This window comes from Hymenobacter sp. UV11, assembly GCF_004684095.1.
In the GTDB taxonomy this organism is placed as follows: domain Bacteria; phylum Bacteroidota; class Bacteroidia; order Cytophagales; family Hymenobacteraceae; genus Hymenobacter.
This window is the reverse complement of the sequence record NZ_SRII01000005.1, coordinates 88,104-106,429: the sequence shown is the minus strand read 5'-3', so window position 1 is coordinate 106,429 and position 18,326 is coordinate 88,104. Positions and strand designations below refer to the sequence as shown.

Annotated in this window: 14 protein-coding genes and 1 pseudogene; 9 read left to right on the top strand and 6 right to left on the bottom strand. The window is 63.5% G+C overall.

What is annotated here, in order from left to right; genetic code table 11:
• Nucleotides 1–133 precede the first annotated feature (133 nt).
• From E4631_RS10190 to E4631_RS10170, 5 genes are all read left to right on the top strand, one after another.
• A complete protein-coding gene (locus tag E4631_RS10190; protein ID WP_133655514.1) occupies nt 134–1,408 on the top strand; it encodes a DUF3570 domain-containing protein in 1,275 nt (424 codons plus the stop codon).
• Nucleotides 1,409–1,557: 149 nt separating this feature from the next.
• The gene (locus E4631_RS10185; protein WP_174805424.1) at nt 1,558–2,271 is read left to right on the top strand and encodes a VIT1/CCC1 transporter family protein; all 714 of its coding nucleotides are present in this window, start codon (nt 1,558–1,560) and stop codon (nt 2,269–2,271) included.
• 40 nt (nt 2,272–2,311) lie between these two features.
• Nucleotides 2,312–2,986, top strand: a complete 675-nt coding sequence (locus E4631_RS10180) for a winged helix-turn-helix domain-containing protein (RefSeq protein ID WP_133655515.1) — start codon at nt 2,312–2,314, stop codon at nt 2,984–2,986.
• A 155-nt stretch (nt 2,987–3,141) separates the two neighbouring features.
• Nucleotides 3,142–4,491, top strand: coding sequence for a cell wall metabolism sensor histidine kinase WalK (locus tag E4631_RS10175; protein WP_133655516.1), 1,350 nt, complete (start codon nt 3,142–3,144; stop codon nt 4,489–4,491).
• A 301-nt stretch (nt 4,492–4,792) separates the two neighbouring features.
• On the top strand, nt 4,793–6,250 hold the full coding sequence (locus tag E4631_RS10170; RefSeq protein WP_133655517.1) for a chloride channel protein: 1,458 nt from the start codon (nt 4,793–4,795) through the stop codon (nt 6,248–6,250).
• A 180-nt stretch (nt 6,251–6,430) separates the two neighbouring features.
• On the opposite strand, the gene E4631_RS10165 is transcribed toward E4631_RS10170, so the two are convergent.
• The 5 genes from E4631_RS10165 to E4631_RS10145 all read right to left on the bottom strand — a co-directional run bounded on the left by E4631_RS10165 (nt 6,431) and on the right by E4631_RS10145 (nt 9,614).
• A complete protein-coding gene (locus E4631_RS10165; RefSeq protein ID WP_133655518.1) occupies nt 6,431–7,111 on the bottom strand; it encodes a type 1 glutamine amidotransferase domain-containing protein in 681 nt (226 codons plus the stop codon).
• 76 nt (nt 7,112–7,187) lie between these two features.
• Nucleotides 7,188–7,499 carry a putative quinol monooxygenase gene (locus E4631_RS10160; RefSeq protein WP_133655519.1) on the bottom strand — a complete coding sequence of 104 codons (312 nt, stop codon included), beginning with the start codon at nt 7,497–7,499 and terminating at the stop codon, nt 7,188–7,190.
• A 110-nt stretch (nt 7,500–7,609) separates the two neighbouring features.
• Nucleotides 7,610–8,608, bottom strand: a complete 999-nt coding sequence (locus E4631_RS10155; RefSeq protein WP_133655520.1) for an NADP-dependent oxidoreductase — start codon at nt 8,606–8,608, stop codon at nt 7,610–7,612.
• Nucleotides 8,609–8,705: 97 nt separating this feature from the next.
• Nucleotides 8,706–9,140 (bottom strand): organic hydroperoxide resistance protein, encoded by a 435-nt coding sequence (locus E4631_RS10150; RefSeq protein ID WP_133655521.1) that lies wholly within the window; start codon nt 9,138–9,140, stop codon nt 8,706–8,708.
• Nucleotides 9,141–9,161: 21 nt separating this feature from the next.
• Nucleotides 9,162–9,614, bottom strand: coding sequence for a MarR family winged helix-turn-helix transcriptional regulator (locus E4631_RS10145; RefSeq protein WP_133655522.1), 453 nt, complete (start codon nt 9,612–9,614; stop codon nt 9,162–9,164).
• Nucleotides 9,615–9,773: 159 nt separating this feature from the next.
• Between E4631_RS10145 and E4631_RS10140 the strand changes: the two genes are divergently transcribed.
• The 4 genes from E4631_RS10140 to E4631_RS10125 all read left to right on the top strand — a co-directional run bounded on the left by E4631_RS10140 (nt 9,774) and on the right by E4631_RS10125 (nt 17,476).
• Nucleotides 9,774–11,219, top strand: coding sequence for a TolC family protein (locus E4631_RS10140; protein WP_133655523.1), 1,446 nt, complete (start codon nt 9,774–9,776; stop codon nt 11,217–11,219).
• Nucleotides 11,220–11,267: 48 nt separating this feature from the next.
• Nucleotides 11,268–12,683: a TolC family protein gene (locus tag E4631_RS10135; protein WP_133655524.1), complete on the top strand. Its 1,416-nt coding sequence runs from the start codon at nt 11,268–11,270 to the stop codon at nt 12,681–12,683.
• Nucleotides 12,684–12,857: 174 nt separating this feature from the next.
• Entirely contained in the window at nt 12,858–16,130 is a 3,273-nt protein-coding gene (locus E4631_RS10130) for an efflux RND transporter permease subunit (RefSeq protein WP_133655525.1), read from the top strand.
• Nucleotides 16,131–16,339: 209 nt separating this feature from the next.
• Nucleotides 16,340–17,476, top strand: coding sequence for an efflux RND transporter periplasmic adaptor subunit (locus tag E4631_RS10125; RefSeq protein ID WP_133655526.1), 1,137 nt, complete (start codon nt 16,340–16,342; stop codon nt 17,474–17,476).
• 32 nt (nt 17,477–17,508) lie between these two features.
• On the opposite strand, the pseudogene E4631_RS26510 reads toward E4631_RS10125, so the two are convergent.
• Nucleotides 17,509–18,288 (bottom strand): annotated as a pseudogene (locus E4631_RS26510) (DUF6348 family protein).
• Between the last annotated feature and the right edge of the window lie 38 nt (nt 18,289–18,326).

Here is an 18,326-nt window from a genome sequence, read left to right as displayed (position 1 = left end):
GCGTAACGAAGTGGAGCGCGGCAATCTTTCCTTGGTCGTTCGCATCATTGGATTACTAAACCTACTGCGAAGGAAAGATTGCCGCGCTCCACTTCGTTGCGCTCGCAATGACAAACGATTTTATTTCTTTTTTGTGCTAAAATCTCTCCTCTTTTGCCTGGCCCTCGCGGCACCGCTCGGTGCGCTGGCGCAGGGCACGCCTACCCCCAATCGCCTCGACGGCTCGGGCGTTTCACCCAATGCGGCGCAGCTGCCAGTGCCCAGTCGCTACGGCGAAACGGAGGTGGATATATTGGGTAGCTACTACCAGCAGAATGGCAACCACTCTGCCGTGGAAGGTGGCATCGGCGACCAGCACCTCACCGATGTGGCCCCGACTATCCTGCTCAACGTGCCGCTCGACTCGACCACCCGCCTGGCCGCCAACGTGGGCATCGACTACTACGCCTCGGCCTCGTCGGACAAGATTGACCAGGTGATGTCGTCGCCCTCGGCCTCCGACGTGCGCTACCACGCCGATTTTGGCTTGTCGCACGTGCTGGCCAATAAGCTCTCCACGGTGGGGGTAGGGGCCGGCGTGTCGAAAGAGTATGACTACCTGTCGTTTAACCTGGTGGGCTCCTGGGTGCAGGCCTCGGCCGACGGCAACCGGCAGTTCAGCGCCAGCGAGCAGGTTTTCCTGGACCGCATCACGCTCATCACGCCGGCCGAGCTGCGGCCCGGCGGCACCCGCGACCGCCGGTACGGCTCCGATAACCGCCAGAGCGCCACGCTTTCCCTGGTGTACGCGCAGGTGCTCAGCAAGCGCCTGCAAGCCTCCGTGAGCATCGAGCCGGTGGTGCAGAGCGGGCTGTTGAGCACGCCGTTTCAGCGGGTGTATTTCTACGATTACGCACCCGGGGGGCTGGCGCCCGGCACGCTGGGTACCGCCAAGGCCGAGGTGCTGCCGCGCCTGCGCTACAAGTATCCCGCCAGCCTGCGCCTCACGTACTACGCCACCGACCTGGTGCAGCTGCGCGGCTTCTACCGCTTTTATAACGACAATTTTGGCATTCGGGCGCACACCTTTGAGCTGGAAGCGCCGGTGAAAGTGACGCCCTTTTTCACGCTCTACCCTTTTTACCGCTACCACACCCAGACGGCCGCCGACTACTTCGCGCCCTACCTCGCCCACTCGGTTACGGATGAGTACTATACCTCCGACTATGACCTGTCGGCCTTCTCGGCTAATAAAGTAGGCCTGGGCTTTCGCTACGCGCCGCTCTACGGCCTGGGGCGCTTCAAAACACCGCTAGGCCACGGCATCACCAAGTTTAAATCGCTTGATTTGCGCTACGGCTACTACCGCCAAAGCACCGGCCTCACGGCCAATGTCGTCAGCTTCGCGCTGTCGTTCGTGATGCCGTAGAGTGGGTTGATAACTAAAGTGCTACGTGCAATCGTTGTCATTGCGAGCGTAGCGCGGCAATCGCCCCAGCACGATACCCGAACGACTCGTTCCGGTGCGATTGCCGCGCTGCGCTCGCAATGACAGATATAACTCCTAATTACCCTATAATGAACCCCATTGCCACTGCCCCGGCCGAAAACCACCTCACCAGCTCGGCCATGCTGCAAGATATTGTTATTGGCTTGTCCGACGGCCTCACGGTGCCGTTTGCGCTGGCCGCGGGCCTCAGCGGCGCGGTGCAGTCGTCGGGCCTTGTTATCACGGCGGGCCTGGCCGAAATCGTGGCTGGCTCCATAGCCATGGGCCTGGGCGGCTACCTGGCCGGCCGCACCGAGGTCGACCACTACGCCGCCGAGCTCACCCGCGAGCACGAGGAGGTGCGCACCGTGCCCGACACCGAGCGCCAGGAAGTGCAGGAGCTGTTCGTAGAAATGGGCCTCTCCGAAACCACCGCTACCCAGGCCACCAGCGAGCTGGTGAAGGACCCCGAGCAGTGGGTCAGGTTCATGATGAAGTACGAGCTGGGCCTCGAAGAGCCCGACCCCAAGCAGGCCTTCAAGAGCGCCTTCACCATTGCCGGAGCCTACGCCGTGGGCGGCCTCATTCCGCTCAGCGCCTACTTCCTCACGGCCACGCCGCACGAGGGCCTGCTGTGGTCGGGCGTTATCACGCTGCTATGCCTGCTGGTATTTGGCTACTTCAAAAGCCGCATGACGGGCCAGGCCCCGGTAGCCGGCGCCCTGAAGATGGCCGCCACTGGCGCAGCGGCCGCCGCCGCCGCCTTTTACGTGGCGCGGCTGGTGCAGGGCCACGGCGTGTAGTTTTGTAGGGCGCGGGGCTGGCCCCGCGCCCTACCCCCTTATGAAAATATTACTGGTTGAAGACGAGCCCAAGCTTAGCTCCTTCGTGCGCAAGGGCCTGGAGGGCGAAGGCTACTGGGTCGAGGCGGCCTTCGATGGCCAGCTGGGCCTGAGCATGGGGCTGAACGGCGATTACGACCTGGTAATTCTCGACGTGAACCTACCCCAGCTCAACGGCTTCGAGGTGAGCCGCCGCCTGCGCGCCGAGCGGCCTCAACTTGCCATTCTGCTGCTCACAGCCCTGGGCAGCATCGCCCACAAAACGGAGGGCTACGACGCCGGGGCCGACGACTACCTCGTTAAGCCCTTCGAGTTTCAGGAGCTGCTGCTGCGGGTGCGCGCCCTGTACCGGCGCTACCACGACGCCGGCCCCGGCCGCGTGCTGCGCGTGGCCGACCTCACGCTGCACCTGGCCACCAAAAAAGTGGCGCGCGCCGGCCAGGCCATCACCCTCACTGCCCGCGAGTATGCGCTGCTCGAATACCTGCTGCTCAACCAGGGCCAGGTGGTGTCCAGGGTCGATATTGCGGAAAAAGTATGGGACCTGAACTTCGATACCAATACCAATATTATTGACGTGTATATCAATTACTTGCGGCGCAAGATTGACAAGGATTTCTCACCCAAGCTGATACACACGGTGGTGGGCATGGGCTATGTGTTGAAGGAAAAGTGAGGGAGTGGGTACTGAGGTACGAAAGCACGTCATGCTGAGCTTGCCGAAGCATCTCTATCGCGCCACTAATTCCGAATGTTGAGATTACTCACGTGGTAGAGATGCTTCGGCAAGCTCAGCATGACGTGCTTTCGTACCCCACTATCCCCTTAAGCATGACCATCCGTACCCGCCTCACGCTCTTCTTTGCCGGCCTGATGCTGGCGCTGGTGGTGGCCGTGTCGTGCGGGGTGTATTTTTTTGAGCGCAATACCCAGCGCAGCATTTTTGAGCAGCGCCTGCTGCGCAAGGCCGAGGCTACGGCGCAGGTATACGTGCGCAAGCACGACCGCCTAGAGCCCACCGATGCCATCCTGCTGCTGACCCAGCAAAACCAGTACGAGGCCATTTACAACGAGGCCAATGAGCTGGCCTACACCAGCCGCGCTAACCCCGGCCTCATCATTACCTCGCGCTTTCTGGTGCAGGTGCGCACGGCGGGCCGGGTGTTTTTCAGCCACGGGGCGGCCCAGGGCGTGGCCATCTACGCCCGCGAGGGGCCCGAGCGCTTCGTGATAGTTGTGACGGCGGAAGACCAGTTCAGGCAGGAAAATCTGGCGCGCCTGCGCAACAACCTGCTGGTAACCGATTTGCTTGGTATGGTGCTGGTAGTATTGCTGGCCAACCTCTTTGCCGGGCGCGCCCTGGAGCCGGTGCAGCAGCTGAGCCGCCAGATTCAGGGGCTGTCGTCGCGCACGCTGAGCCAGCGCCTCAGCACCGGCAACGGCCGCGACGAGCTGGCCCGGCTGGCCGCCCAGTTCAACGCCCTGCTGGCCCGCCTGGCCGATACGGTGGCCCAAAACCGCAGCTTCGTGCACCACGCCTCGCACGAGCTGCGCACGCCGCTGGCCAACCTACTGGGCACGCTCGACATTTCGCGCGCCTACGACGAGCGGCCCCAGGAGCTGCGCGCTACCCTCACCTCGGCCACCGAAGAGGTGCGCCGCCTCATCTCCCTCACCAACGACCTGCTGCTGCTGGCCGAGCTCAGCCAGGAAAAGCCCGCCTCCGACCTGCCCCTGGCGCCCGTGCTGCTCATCGAGCCCCTGCTCGACGCCGTGCAGGCCGTGCAGCGCCGCTACCCCGGCACGCCTATCGAGCTGCACCTGCCCGAGGCGGTAGAAGACTGCCAGGCCCGCGCCCACGCCGAGCTGCTGACCCTGGCCTTGGTCAACCTCCTCGATAATGCCTGTAAATACTCGCCCGCGGGCTCGGCCGTGCACGCCAGCCTCACCACCGGGCCGCGGGGCTGCGAGTACAGCGTGCGCGACGCGGGCCGGGGCATTGCGCCCGAGGCCCTACCCCACATTTTTGAGCCCTTGTACCGGGCCGAGGCCGTGCGGGGCCACGTGCCGGGCAACGGCGTAGGCCTGAGCCTGGTGCAGCGCGTGGCCGAGCTGCACGGCGGCGGCGTGGCCGTGCAGTCGGGGGTAGGCGAGGGCACCGAGTTTCGGCTGTGGCTGTGAGCGGCGGGCGGCGGTTTTAGCGCCCCGGTAAACCTGGGGCGAATGGTCTGGTTGTCACTGAATAAACTCATTGGCTGGGAATTTGTCCAGCTGGTCTTCATCCAAAACCCTGGGGTAGGGGCCTACCTTCGTAGCCGATGCGCGGTTGCCTTTAGAGGCGGCCCGCTGCCGACGGCGCTCCCTACCCGGCGTTTAGTAGGTAAAAAGCCGGCCGCGACGCGGGCTGGTGTGGGCAGCGGGCTTTTGCCGGCTACTGCCTGGTAGTGCGGTGGCTGGCGCCGCGCCCCTAGCGTGCTTTTGTATGTCCGATTCCAAACTTACCACCCGATACGAGCAGGCGCTGGCCTGGCTCGACCACTTCCTCATTCGGCCGCTGTATACGGCGCGGGTGCGGCGGCTCATTCTGCAAAGCTTCCCGTTCTGGATTGCCTCGCTGCTAACCGGCGTGATGGCCGTGGGCTACGAAAAGGTGTTTGGCTGGGCCGAGCAGGTCAGCTTTACCTGGCTGAGCCGGATGCCGTTGCAGGCGTTTGGGTTCACGCCGGTGGCGTTTCTGGTGTCTTGGGCGCTGGTGTACTACCTGGCGCCGGCGGCGCGGGGTAGCGGCATTCCGCAGGTGATGGCCGGCATCGACCTCTCCAACCCCAGCCAGCATCGCCACACCGAGTACCTGCTGAGCCTGCGCGTGGCTGCCGTAAAGGTGCTGAGCAGCGTGGTACTGCTGTTGGGCGGCGGCGTCATCGGTCGCGAGGGGCCCACCATTCAGGTATCGGCGGCTATCTTTCGGGCTATCAACCGCTTGCAGCCAGCGGGTTGGCCCCAGCTTTCTCGCCAGATTGCCCTGGTCACGGGCGGCGCGGCCGGCCTGGCCGCCGCCTTCAACACCCCGCTCGGCGGCATCGTGTTCGTGGTGGAGGAGCTGACCCAGATTCACTTGTCGCGCTTTCGCATGGCCGTGTTTGCGGCCGTTATCATTGCCGGGCTCACGGCCCAGCAGTTTCTGGGCCCCTATCTCTATTTGGGTTTTCCGAAGGTGACCTCGCCGGGCGGCTGGTATCAGGTGCTGGCCATGGCCTGCGCGCTGGTATGCGGCCTGGCCGGGGCGCTGTTTGCCAAGGCGCTGCTGGCCATTGGCCAGTACCGCAAGCGGTTCGTGACCCTGCGGGCGCAGGTGGGCTGGGTCATGGGCTGCGGCTTCGCGCTGGCTACTTTGGCGTACTTCGTCGGCATTGAGGGGGTAGGGACGGGCAAGCCGATTATCAACCGCCTGCTGTTTCAAAACAGCGGCGTAACGCCCGGCTACCTCTTTCCGGCGCGCTTCATTGGCATGGTGCTCAGCTACAGCGGCGGCGGGGCCGGGGGCGTGTTTGCCACCTCGCTGAGCGCGGGCGCGCTGCTCGGCGATGGCCTGGCCCGCCTGGCCGGCGTACCCGTCATGGACCGCAACCTGCTGATACTGGTGAGTATGGTGGGCTTCCTCACCGGCGTGGTGCGCTCGCCCTTCACAGCCGCCATCCTGGTTTTGGAGATGACGGACCGCCACTCGGCCATCTTTCAGCTGCTGCTGGGGGCGCTGCTGGCCCAGGCCATCGCGGCGCTCGTCGACCCGCACTCGCTCTACGAACACCTCAAGCAGGGTTTCATCCGCGAGTCGTTAAACCATGAGCCCAGCGCCCACGCCGTCGCCCAGCCCGATAACGACCGCGACCACGAGCAGGAAAACCAAAAACCCAAAAAGCAGCCGCCGACTGAGGAGTAGCGCGAACTTTCCACTTCGTGCGCGAGCGCAGCGAGCAGGGTTGTTCGCGCCGTGTGGTTCCGCCTGCTCGCTGGCGCTCGCACACAAAGTGGAAAGTTCGCGCTACTTGCGCAAAAAGCCGCCCCGACTGCCCTCACCAGGAGGCAGCCGGGGCGGCTTTTTAATCAAAATGCTAGCCGCTTACTTTTTGAGCTGCTTAAGCATTTCTTCGGCGGCGGGCTCCGACGAGGCGGGGTTTTGGCCCGTGATGAGGTTGCCGGTCGTCACCACGTAGGGCTGCCAGTCGGCGCCTTTCGAGTAGGTGCCACCGTTCTCCTTCAGCATGTCCTCCACCAGGAAAGGCACTACGTTGGTGAGCTGCACCGCCTCTTCCTCGGTGTTGGTGAAGCCTGTGACGGGCTTGCCTTTCACCAGCGGCTCGCCGTTGGCGGCCTTCACGTGGCGCAGCACGCCGGGGGCGTGGCACACCACGGCTACCGGCTTGCCGGCAGCGTAGGCTGTTTCGATAAGGGCGATGGAGTGCTTGTCCTCGGCCAAATCCCAGAGCGGGCCGTGGCCGCCGGGGTAGAAAACGGCGTCGAAATCCTCGGACTTAATCGTGTCGAGCTTCACGGTGTGAGCCAGCGCCTGCTGGGCCTCCGGGTCTTGCTTGAAGCGCTTGGTGGCGTCGGTCTGGGCGCCGGGCTCGTCGCTTTTGGGGTCGAGCGGCGGTTGGCCACCCAGCGGCGAGGCCAGCGTGAGGGTAGCGCCGGCATCCTTAAATACGTAGTAGGGCGCGGCAAATTCTTCCAGCCAGAAACCGGTTTTGTGACCTGTATTGCCGAGCTGGTCGTGCGAAGTCAAAATGAGGGCAATTTTCATGATTCTGCGAAATGGGGTAAAAAGGACGAGCTGCCGCGAAAGCGGGCCCGGAAACAGCTGTTGGGCGTTGGCTGGCCTAGCTCATCAGCTGATAAAAGGTGATGGTGCGGTCCGTGAGCAGCGGCACTATCTGCTTCACCACAATGTCTTGGTAGTGAGCCGAGTCGCGGTGTGCTTCGAGGGCTTGCTGGTCGGCGTACTGCTCGTAGAAGAGGAAGTGCGTAGCGTCGGCCGGGTCTTGGTGGCCGATGTAGAGCAGGTTGCCGGGCTCGTGCTGACGCACGGCCGCGGCGGCTTGCAGCATCAGTTGGCGCACGGTTTCTTCCTGGCCGGGCTGCACGCGCCACTCGGCGGCAACGGCAATGATAGCGGAGGGGGTAGGGGACATAATACTATTGGTTTTTTTTAGGGGTTCCTGGCTCCTGGTTCCGAATAGCGCTATGCTTCTAACTTAAAAACTAGAAACTAGGAACCAGGAACCTGAAAGAACCAGGAACGCTAGGCTACTTTCACCACCGCCTTGCCCGTGTTATCGCCCGAAAACAGGCCCAGGAAAGCGGCCGGAATCTGGTCGAAGCCTTCGGTGATGGTTTCCTCGCCTTTCAGTTTGCCGGCGGCGTACCACTCGGTGAGCTGCTGCACGCCCTCGGGCCAGCGGCTGAGGTAGTCGCTCACGATGAATCCTTGCAGCTTGGTGCTGGTTTTGAGGAGCTTGCCTTCAGGGCGCGGGCCCATGGGCGTTTCGGTGGCGTTGTAGGTCGAAATCTGACCGCAGAGCGCGATGCGGGCGTGCTTGTTCAGCAGGTCATACACGGCATCGGTGATGGCGCCGCCCACGTTGTCGAAGTAGCAGTCCACACCGTTGGGCGCGGCGGCGGCCAGCGCCTGGGCGATGTCGGGCGTAGTCTTATAGTTGATGGCCTCATCAAAGCCCAGCTCCTTCAAGTACGCCACCTTCTCATCGGAGCCAGCGGTGCCCACCACGCGGCAGCCCTGAATTTTGGCTAGCTGGCCCACGATGAGGCCTACCGCGCCGGCCGCACCCGACACTACCACCGTTTCGCCGGCCTTAGGCTGGCAGATGTCGAGCAGCCCGAAGTAAGCCGTGAGGCCGGGCATACCCAGCAAACCCAGGAAGTAGCTGGCCGGCGCCCTATCGGCCGGCACGCGGTTCAGGGTCTGGGCATCGGCCACGCTAAACTCCTGCCAGGGCAGGTTGCCGACTACCACACTGCCCACCGGCAGCGCCTCGCTGTGGCTGGCCACCACCTCTGCCACCACGCCGCCCGCAATGGGCTGGCCCACCTCGAAGGGCGCCACGTACGACTTCGCCGCGCTCATGCGGCCCCGCATGTAGGGGTCTACCGAAACGTACCGCGTTTTGAGGAGCACCTGCCCGGCGCCGGGTGCCGGTACCTCGCGGGTTTCGAATTGGAACTGCGCAGCCGTGGGTACGCCCTGGGGGCGGCTGGCCAGCAAGATGGTGTTGGTAGTCATAAGTAGCTAGTTAATAGATTATTGCTGCGGAAGCAGGGAAATAAAAACGCCCAGGCCCAGCCTGAGCGTTTACGTTGCCGAAGCCGGTAGCCTGGCTTTAGGCGTTGGTCGTGGTAGTGAGGCTTACCTCAATGTTGCCCCGCGTGGCGCGCGAGTAGGGGCAGATGCCGTGAGCGGCTTCGACCAGCTTCTCGGCCTGCGCCTGCTCGAAGCCGGGGAGGTTGATGTGCAGGTCGGCCGAGATGCCGTAGCCACCATCTTCGGCCTGGCCGAAGCCGATGAAGGCCTCAATGGTAACCGTGCCCAGCTTCACCTGGGCCTGGCGAGCGGCTACGCCCAGGGCGCCCTCAAAGCAGGAAGCGTAGGCGGCGGCAAACAGCTGCTCGGGGTTGGTAGCGCCGGCTTTGCCGGGGCCGCCCATCTCCTTGGGCGTGCTCAGGGTGAGGTCGAGCACGTTGTTGTCGGAGCTGATGTGGCCGTCGCGGCCACCCACGGCCTTGGCCTGCGCGGTAAATACTTTGTTGATTTTCATCGGGTTATTAAAAAAGCCTGTTTAAGTCAGGCGGGTAAGAATATGCGTAAGCTGCGTGCGCAGGGCATCCAGCTCGGTGAGCGTGAGGCCCACCTTGGCCAGCATCTGGGCCGGAATGTGGCAGGCCTGCGCTTCGAGCGCCCTACCCCCCGGCAGCAGGCTGATAACGACCGAGCGCTCGTCGCGCGGGTCGCGGCGGCGGCTCAGCCACTGCTGCTGCTCCATGCGCTTGAGCAGCGGCGTGAGCGTGCCCGAGTCGAGCAGTAGCCGCTCGCCCAACTCCTTCACTGTCAGCCGCTCGTGCTCCCAGAGCAGCAGCAGCACCAGGTACTGCGGATAGGTGAGGCCCAGTGCTTGCAAGTAGGGCTGGTAGGCCTTGGTGAGCTGCCGCGACACGGCATAGAAGGGAAAGCAAAGCTGGTTGCCCAGCTTCAGCAGGTCGTCCGGCGCAGGGGGGGTAGGGGAGTTTGCCATGGTGTTCGGGTAGTAAACGGGATTCGGTTGTATAATGTTTAATTGTGCGCAATTTATTTTTTAACAACTCTTCCATTAGAAACTTCTAATTTCCTTCCAATCCCACACTAATACCTCTGCCGCACCTTTGGGTCATTCCCTGGCGAATAATCCACTGGTATGGCCCCTTTTCTGCGTTTCTTCGGGTTGCTGGCAACGCCGGCGGTGGCGTGGGCCACTGCTACGGGCCCGACCGCGCCGGCGCGGGTGCTGACCCTACCCGAGGCGCTGGCCCTCAACCAGGCGAGCGACCCGGTTATCAAGGCCCAGCAGGCGCAGCTGCAGGGCATCACGTTTCGCACGGCCGAGGCCAGGCTCACGGCGGTGCCCAAGGTTATTGCCCAGGCCCAAGCCTTTTACGCCACCAGCAACCAGATTCGGGGCGCGTTTTTCCCCAATGGCGGCTCGGTGCCGGCCATCGAGGGCGGCTACCGGCCCAACGGCGCCAACCAGCAGCAGGCCAATGGCAGCCCGCTCACGTGGTCGAGCTTCGGTACGCTGCTGGCCGACGGGCCCATCGCCACCTTTGGCAAAACCCGCGCCGCCGTAGGCGTGGCCCACAGCGCCCAAAACCGCCAGCAGGCGGTGGTCGATAATACTATTTTCCGGCAGCAGGTCGAAACCGCCAGCGCCTACGTGGCCGTGCTCGATGCTGCCGCCGAGGCCCGCGTGTGGGCCGGGCAGGCGCGCCGCCTGGCGGCCCTGCGCCAGGTGGTGCTGGCGCGCACCCGCAGCGGCCTGCGGCCGGGCGCCGACTCGTCCCTGGTCAATGCCGACTATGCCCGCGTGCACCTGCGTGCCCAGCAGGCCCAGCTGCGCGCCCAAACCGAGCGCCTGCGCCTGGCCGAGCGGGTAGGGCTGCCCGCCAGCGAGTTTGTGGTGGATACCGTGGCCTTTGCGCGCGCCGCGCCGGGCCAGCTGCCCGGCGCGCCCGTGGCCGACAGCCTGCTGCTGGCCGCCCACCCCGCCGCCCGCCTGCGCCAGGCCGACCTCGACCTGACCCTGGCCGGGGCCGAGGTGCTGCACCGCGCCCGCTGGCCCAGCCTGCGCGGCATCGCGGCCCTCTGGACGCGCGGCTCGGGCATCGGGCAGGGCGAGTATAATGACCTGACGTACACTACCAATATCTGGGCTGGCCTGCAGCCGCGCGTGTTCAACGGCTTGGTGGGGGTAGTGCTGACCTGGGACTTCACCGAGGCCTGGCACCTGCACCACGCCGAGCAGGAAACCCGCCTCATAGCCAGCGCTCGCCGCTACGACGCCCAGACTACTACCCTGGCCCTGCGCCGCGCCTTCGCTACTGCTGACCTCGACGCCCGCACCAGCCAACATCTTCAGCAGCAAGCTGCTACCCAAACGGTAGCCGCCCGCGCCGCCTACGCCGCCCTGCTGGCCCGCTACGACAACGGCCTCGCCAACGCCGCCGACCTCAACCAGGCCCTCGACGTGCTGCAAACCGCCGAGCTGCGCGGCCAGCAAGCCCGCTACCAGGGCTGGCAAAGCCTGCTCAACCAGGCCGCCGCTGCCGGCCGGCTACCCGATTTTTTAACTGCTTTGCAAGGGTGAAAACGACTGTAGGTGAGTCCTGGACGAAAAAAAGAATTACTGAATTCTATGAAACTGCTTCTAACCTTCCTTCTTACCCTAAGCGTGCCGCTGGCGCTACGGGCCCAGCCCGCGGCCGGGCCGCCGCTGCCCCTGGCGCGGGTGCTGGCCCTCACGGCCGCGCACTACCCCAGCATCAAGGGGCGGCAGGCGGAGCTGGACGCCGCCCGCTACGCCGTGAAGGAGCGCCGCGACGACTATCTGCCCAAAACTGTGTTTCAGGCCCAGGCGCTGTACTCGACCAGCAACCAGGTGCAGGGCACGTTTTACCCTAATGAGGGCTCGGCCATCCCGGTGGTGGGCTCGATTAAGCCGAACACCAACACGTCCGATATGACCTGGACCAGCGGCTCCACGCTGTACACCGACTGGTCGTTTTTCAATTTTGGTCGGGTGAAGGCGGGCGTGCAAGTAGCCCAGGATGAGCTGGCTACCCGCCAGGCGGCGCTCGACAACGAAGTATTTCAGCAGCAGGTGCAGGCGGCCGATGCCTACCTGCTCGTGCTGGTGAATGAGGAGATTGCCCAGCGCCAGGCCGCCAACGTGCGCCGGGCCGAGGTGTTTCGGCGCGTCACGGCGGCGCGGGCGTCGTCGGGCCTGCGGCCGGGCGTCGATTCGTCGTTGGCCGATGCCGAGGTGGCCCGCGCCAAGCTGCTGCTGACCCAGGCGCAGCAGCAGGCCCAGACTCAGCGCCTGCGCCTGGCCGAGCTCACGGGCCTACCCGCCGCCGGCATCGACGTCGATTCGGCGGGCTTCTACCACCAACTCCCTACCCCCGCCGGCACGCCCAATGCCGGCGGCGTGCTCGACGCGCACCCCCTTTTGCGCCAGGCGCTGGCCGAGGTGCGCCGTAGCCAGGATGCCGTGCGCCTGGCCCGGCTCTCGTGGCTGCCGGGTATCCGGCTGTTTGCGGCCGGCTTCAGCCGGGGCTCGGGCATCGATAATGCCAAGGCGGCCGACGGTGGCCTCATTTACCACAAGGGCCTGTGGGACGGCGTGAAATTCCGGGCCTACGACTTCATGGTGGGCCCCATTACCTACTGGAATCTCACCGATAGCTTTCGGGCGCACAACCGCGCGCAGCAGGCCAACTTCCTGAGCCATAGTCTGCAATTTGACCTGGAGGAGCAGCGCCTGGGCCTGGAGCGTGAAAACGAGGTAGCCGACCTCACCATCGCCTACGCCACCGAAAACGTGGCCGCAGCCGACCAGCAGCTCGCCGCCGCCCGCGCCTCCTACGGCCAAAGCCTGGCCCGCTATCAGGCCGGCCTCGCCAACGCCGTGGAGCTGACCCAGGCCGTGACCATCCTTAACCGCGCCGAAATAGACCACGCCGTGGCCGTGGCCGGCACCTGGCAGGGCTTATTGAAAAAAGCAGCTGCTACGGGCGATATCGCGGTGTTTATGAGCAAAGTAGGGGGGTAGGAGCATCGTTAAACGGTGCGCCTCACCCCCCGGCCCCCTCTCCAAAAAGGAGAGGGGGAGCCTAACAAAAGTTTTTTAGAATAAGAAGCTACTAACTATATCGCAAAAGCCGTCTTGGCTCCCCCTCTCCTTTTCGGAGAGGGGGCCGGGGGGTGAGGCGCACGATAGAACGATATGAATAAACTAATCGCCGCGGCCCTTACCCGGCCCGTTACGCTGGTGGTGGCCGTGCTCGGGCTGCTGGTATTCTCGCTGATGGCCGTGCTGAGCATTCCGGTCGATATCTTCCCCAAGCTCAACGCGCCCACCATCTACATCGCGCAGAGCTACGGCGGCATGCTGCCCTCGCAGATGGAGGGCTTCATGGCCACGCGCTACCAGAATCAGATGCTGTATGTGTCTGGCATTAAGAACGTAGAGGTGAAGAACGTGCAGGGGCTGACCCTGGTGAAGTGTTCTTTCTACGAAGATACCAACATGGCCCAGGCGGCCGGCGAGGTAGCCAACCAGGTCACGCGGGTGCAGTCGTACCTGCCGCCGGGGTCGCAGCCGCCGGTGGTGGTGCGCTTCGACGCCTCCACGCTGCCGGTGGGCCAGCTTGTGTTTAGCAGCGCCTCGCGCTCGTTGAGCGAGATTCAGGATTTAGCTTCTACCAAGATTCGGCCGCTGCTGGCCCAGATTCCGGGCGCGTCGTCGCCGCCGCCGTTTGGGGGCAACGAGCGCACGGTGGTCATCAAAGTGGACCCGGCCAAAATGCAGAGCTACGGCTTCACGCCCGACCAGATTGTGCAGGCCATTGTGAAGGAAAACCAGATTTCGCCGGCCGGCGTGGTGCGCTCGGGCGACATTGCCTACCTGGCCCCCAACAACTCGACGGTAGATAAGGTGGCTGATTTCGGCCAGATTCCGCTGCGCCTCGGGGCCGGCCCCACGGTGCTCGTAAACGACCTGGCCACGGTGAGCGACGCCGCCGACCAAACCGTAGGCTACGCCCTCGTGAACGGCAAGCGGGCGGTGTACATTCCCGTCACCAAGGCCGGCGATGCCTCGACTATGTCGGTGGTAAAAGCGCTGAAGGCCAAGCTGCCCGAAATGCAGAGCCTCCTACCCCCCGACGTGCGCCTGAGCTACGAGTTCGACCAGTCGGTGTACGTGTCGAACGCCGTGAGCGGGCTGGTGAGCGAGGGCCTGATTGGCGCCATCCTCACAGGCCTGGTGGTGCTGCTGTTTCTGCGCGACTGGCGCTCGTCGCTCATCGTGGTGCTCACCATTCCGGTGGCGATTCTGGCCTCGGTCATGCTGCTTAATATGACGGGTAGCACTATCAATATCATGACGCTGAGCGGTCTGGCGCTGGCTATCGGTATTCTGGTAGACGAGGCTACGGTCACGATTGAGAACATTCACCAGCACCTCGAAATGGGCAAAACTAAGGCCCGCGCTATCCTCGACGGCTGCCTGGAAGTGGCCTTTCCCGAATTCCTGATTCTGATTTGTATCCTGGCCGTGTTCGCGCCCTCGTTCCTGATGACAGGCATTCCGAAGGCCATGTTCCTACCCCTGTCGCTGGCCATCGGCTTCGCCATGATAGTGGCCTTTTTGATGGCCCTCACGCTGGTGCCGGTGCTCGCCAACTGGTGGATGAAAAACCACGGCGGCGAGCACTACCACGCCGCCGAAGTGCTGGACCAGCGCGAGCTGCAGGAGGTGGACCGCCACCTGCAGTTTGAGCACCGCCAGCAGCAGCAGCACCTTAAAAAGCCGCGCGAGCGCATCTCGGGCTTCGTCAAGCTGAAGCTCACCTACCAGTCCATTTTGCGCCGCTTGATGCCGTACCGCGGCTGGGTGGTGGGCGGCTACCTGCTCGTGACCTTCGGCCTGGCCGGGTTGCTGTTCGTGAATATCGGCCAGGACATGCTGCCCCACAGCAACGTGCACCAGTTTCAGGTGCGCCTGGTGGGGCCCACCGGCCTGCGCATCGAGCGCACCGAGGAGCGCGTGCGGCAGGTGCTGGCCATTATCGACAAGCTGGTGGGCCACCAGAACGTGGAGATTTCTTCCGCTTTCGTGGGCCTCACGCCCAGCAGCTACGGCACCAGCAATTTGTACGTCTTCAACGCCGGCCCGCACGAAGCTACCCTGCAAGTGGCGCTGAATGAGGACCTGAAGGTGAATATGGACGACTTCAAGGACCGGCTGCGGGCGGCCGTGACCAAGGCGATTCCGGGCGAAAGCCTGAGCTTCGAGCCTATTGAGCTGACCGAGAAAATCATGAGCCAGGGCGCCAGCACGCCCATTGAGGTACAGGTAGGGGGTAAGAGCCTGGGCGACGGCAAAGCCTTCGCCGACAAGCTGTTGGCCAAGATGAAAAGCGTGCCCTACCTGCGCGACCTGCGCATCAAGCAGCCGCTCGACTACCCGGCCCTCCACATCAACATCGACCGCCAGAAGGCCGCCCAGTTTGGCCTCACTGCCGAAGACGTGTCGAAGTCGCTGGTGGCGGCTACGTCATCCAGCCGCTTCACGGCCAAGAACTTATGGCTCGATAAGAAATCGGGCTACGCCTACCAGGTGCAGGTGCAGCTGCCGGAGTACGACATGGCCTCCATTGCCGACCTCGAAACCCTACCCCTGGTGCGCGGCCAGCAGCGCCCCACGCTGGGCGATGTGGCCACGGTGACGCGCGAAACCATTGCCGGCGAGTACGACCGCAGCGGCCCGCGCCGCCTGGTCACGGTGTCGGCCAACGTGTCGGGCAAGGACCTGGGCACGGCCTCGCGCGAGGTGCAAAAGCTCCTCGACAGCCTGGGCGCGCCGCCCGCCGGCACCACCGTGGAGCTACAGGGCCAGGCCCAGCTGCTGACCGAAACCCTGAGCAGCCTCCAGACCGGCCTGGGCCTGGCCATCGTGGTTATCTTCCTGGTGCTCACCGCCAACTTTCAGTCGTTCCGCATTTCGGTGGTGGTGCTTTCCACCATTCCGGCGGTGCTGGCCGGCTCGCTGGGCCTGCTCTGGCTCACGGGCTCAACCCTGAATCTGCAGTCCTACATGGGCATTATCATGTCGGTGGGCGTGTCGGTAGCCAACGCCATCCTGATGATTACCAACTCCGAAACCCTGCGCCTGCAGTACCGCGACTCGGCGCGGGCGGCCGTCACGGCCGGCGGCATGCGCCTGCGCCCCATCCTGATGACCTCCATCGCCATGATTGCCGGCATGCTACCAATGGCCTCGGGCCTGGGCGAAACCGGCGACCAGTCGGCCCCGCTGGGCCGGGCCGTTATCGGCGGCCTGTTTTTCTCAGCCATCGCGGCGCTGCTCATCCTACCCCTTGTTTTCGCGCTGGTGATGCGCAAGTCGTCCGTCGATTCGGTATCGCTGAACCCCGATGACACCGACAGCCTGGTGTACGACGCGCCGGAAGTGACGCTGAAGAAGGTGGCGTAGGTGGCGCGTTCAACGAGCGCCTCACCCCCCGGCCCCCTCTCCGAAAAGGAGAGGGGGAGCCAGTCGTCAGTTAAATGGCTAAGTCTTGCCTGCTAAATCTTCGCTTTTAACTTAATCGTCCGGTGTCCCCTCTCCTTTTCGGAGAGGGGGTCAGGGGGTGAGGCGAATGCCAGAACGATTAATCTTTTGCATATAAAATTTCTTCCATAATGACAACCCGCTACCTCCTCCTCGCCGCCTTCGCCGCCAGCCTCTCCGCCTGCTCATCTAATAAAGCTAAAGCCGACTCGGCCCAGGCCACCGAGGCCGCTACCCCCACCGAGCCCACCTACGCCACCACCCAGGTGGCGCGGCACACCAGCCGCCAGGAGTTGCGGCTGCCCGGCGAGCTGCTACCCCACTTCGAGGTGGCGCTCTACGCCAAGGTGACGGGCTTTGTGAAAAGCATTTCGGCCGATGTGGGCGACCGCGTGCGCAAGGGCCAGGTGCTGGCCCGCATGGAAGCCCCCGAGATGGCCGCCGACCTCAGCCGCGCCCAGGCCGAGGTGCAGGCCGCCAGGGGCAAGCTGAAAATCAGCCAGCTAACCTACAAGCGCCTGCGGCAGACGGCCCGCACCGCCGGCGCCGTGGCCCCGCAGGAGCTGGACCTGGCCCACGCCAACGTGCAGGCCGACAGCATCGCGCTGCTCGGCAAGTACCAGCTGGCCACCGGCTCGCGCCAGATGGCTAGCTACCTCACCCTCACCGCGCCTTTCGACGGCATCGTGACCGAGCGCCTGCTGAGCCCCGGCGCGCTCGTGGGCCCCGCCGAAAAGGATGCCCAGCCTATTATCAAGCTCAAGGAAGTGGACCTGCTGCGCCTGCAGGTGGTGGTGCCCGAGGCCTACGCCGGCCAGCTGCACGAGAATGCGCCCATTACGTTCACGGTCAACGCGTTTCCGGGCCAGCAGTTCGCGGGTAAAATCAACCGCGTGTCGCACAACGTGGAGCGGGCCGTGCGCGGCGAGATGGTTGAAATCGAGGTCAAAAACCCCGGCCTCAAGCTGGCGCCCGGCATGTACGCCAGCGTGGAGCTGCCGGTGCACCGCGACGAAAAGTCGCTCTTCGTGCCCAAAACGGCCCTCGTGGTGAGCATGGAAGACAGCTACGTAGTGGCCGTGCGCGCCGGCAAAACCCACCGCGTGCCCGTGCAGGCCGGCGCCGTTGCCGGCAACGAAATCGAAGTGACCGGCGCCGACCTGCAGCCCACCGACCAGGTTATCGCCAAAGCCAGCGACGACATCGCCGACGGCCTCGCCGTGCACACCACGGCCGCCAAGCCGGAGGCGAGCGTAGCGGTGCAGTAACGGACCACGCTGACGCTCATGTTTGTTCGTTCCTAAACGAGGGGAACGGGTGCACACCGTCGAAGTAGGAGAAACTGTTTCTGGCCCGCAAATGCGCCAGTCATATCCCAACTGGCTGATTCTTGGCGCAATACTTCCAGGCCAGCGGGCCACGGCTCGTTATTCAAAAGACAATCGCTCACAAAATCCCCGTTGGGCATTCGGCTTACATAAATCTTTAGCCAATAAAAAGGCAGGTCTTTTACCAATGACTTTAAAAGTGGCTGAAATATTTGAAAAAAATAGTCTGCCTGCAATTCCTCAACTCGGGCTTGTCATGCTCCCTGCACTTGCAGGAGGCCTAAAATAGGGTGCCATTTTTTGCCCGTTTGTGAGTCTTCAAAGTCAAGCTCGGCAGCATGGCTAGCGGAGAGCGCTTGGATGATAGTGAGCAAAACGCCGTCTACATGATTCACCGCACCTTTGGCAATGGCGGTAGCATCATCTTCGCCAATTCCGGCTAAGCAATCGACGATACCGCCTGGAAAATAATGTTCGTTGAAAATGCGAACTTCCAGCCCAAATATTACTGCATGAGGGTGTTGGTTCCGCTCGCCAACCAGGCAGTTAATCTCCAGGTTTAATGAGTTGATGTGTAAGTGATTGTAGCTAGTTTGGATAAGTAGGCTAGGGTAGTGATTTTGGAGGGCTGAAGTGATTTCCTGCGCAAAGGTGTCTTGAATCGTTGAGGGGGTAGGCGGTGGAAGCGTGAGCTTTGGGACAGGTGGTAGCGAGTTGGTAAATAGCTGGCGTAACTGGTGGATGAGTTTCATAGGCGATGTAGGCTGGCTTACAAAGGTTTCTGTTGAAT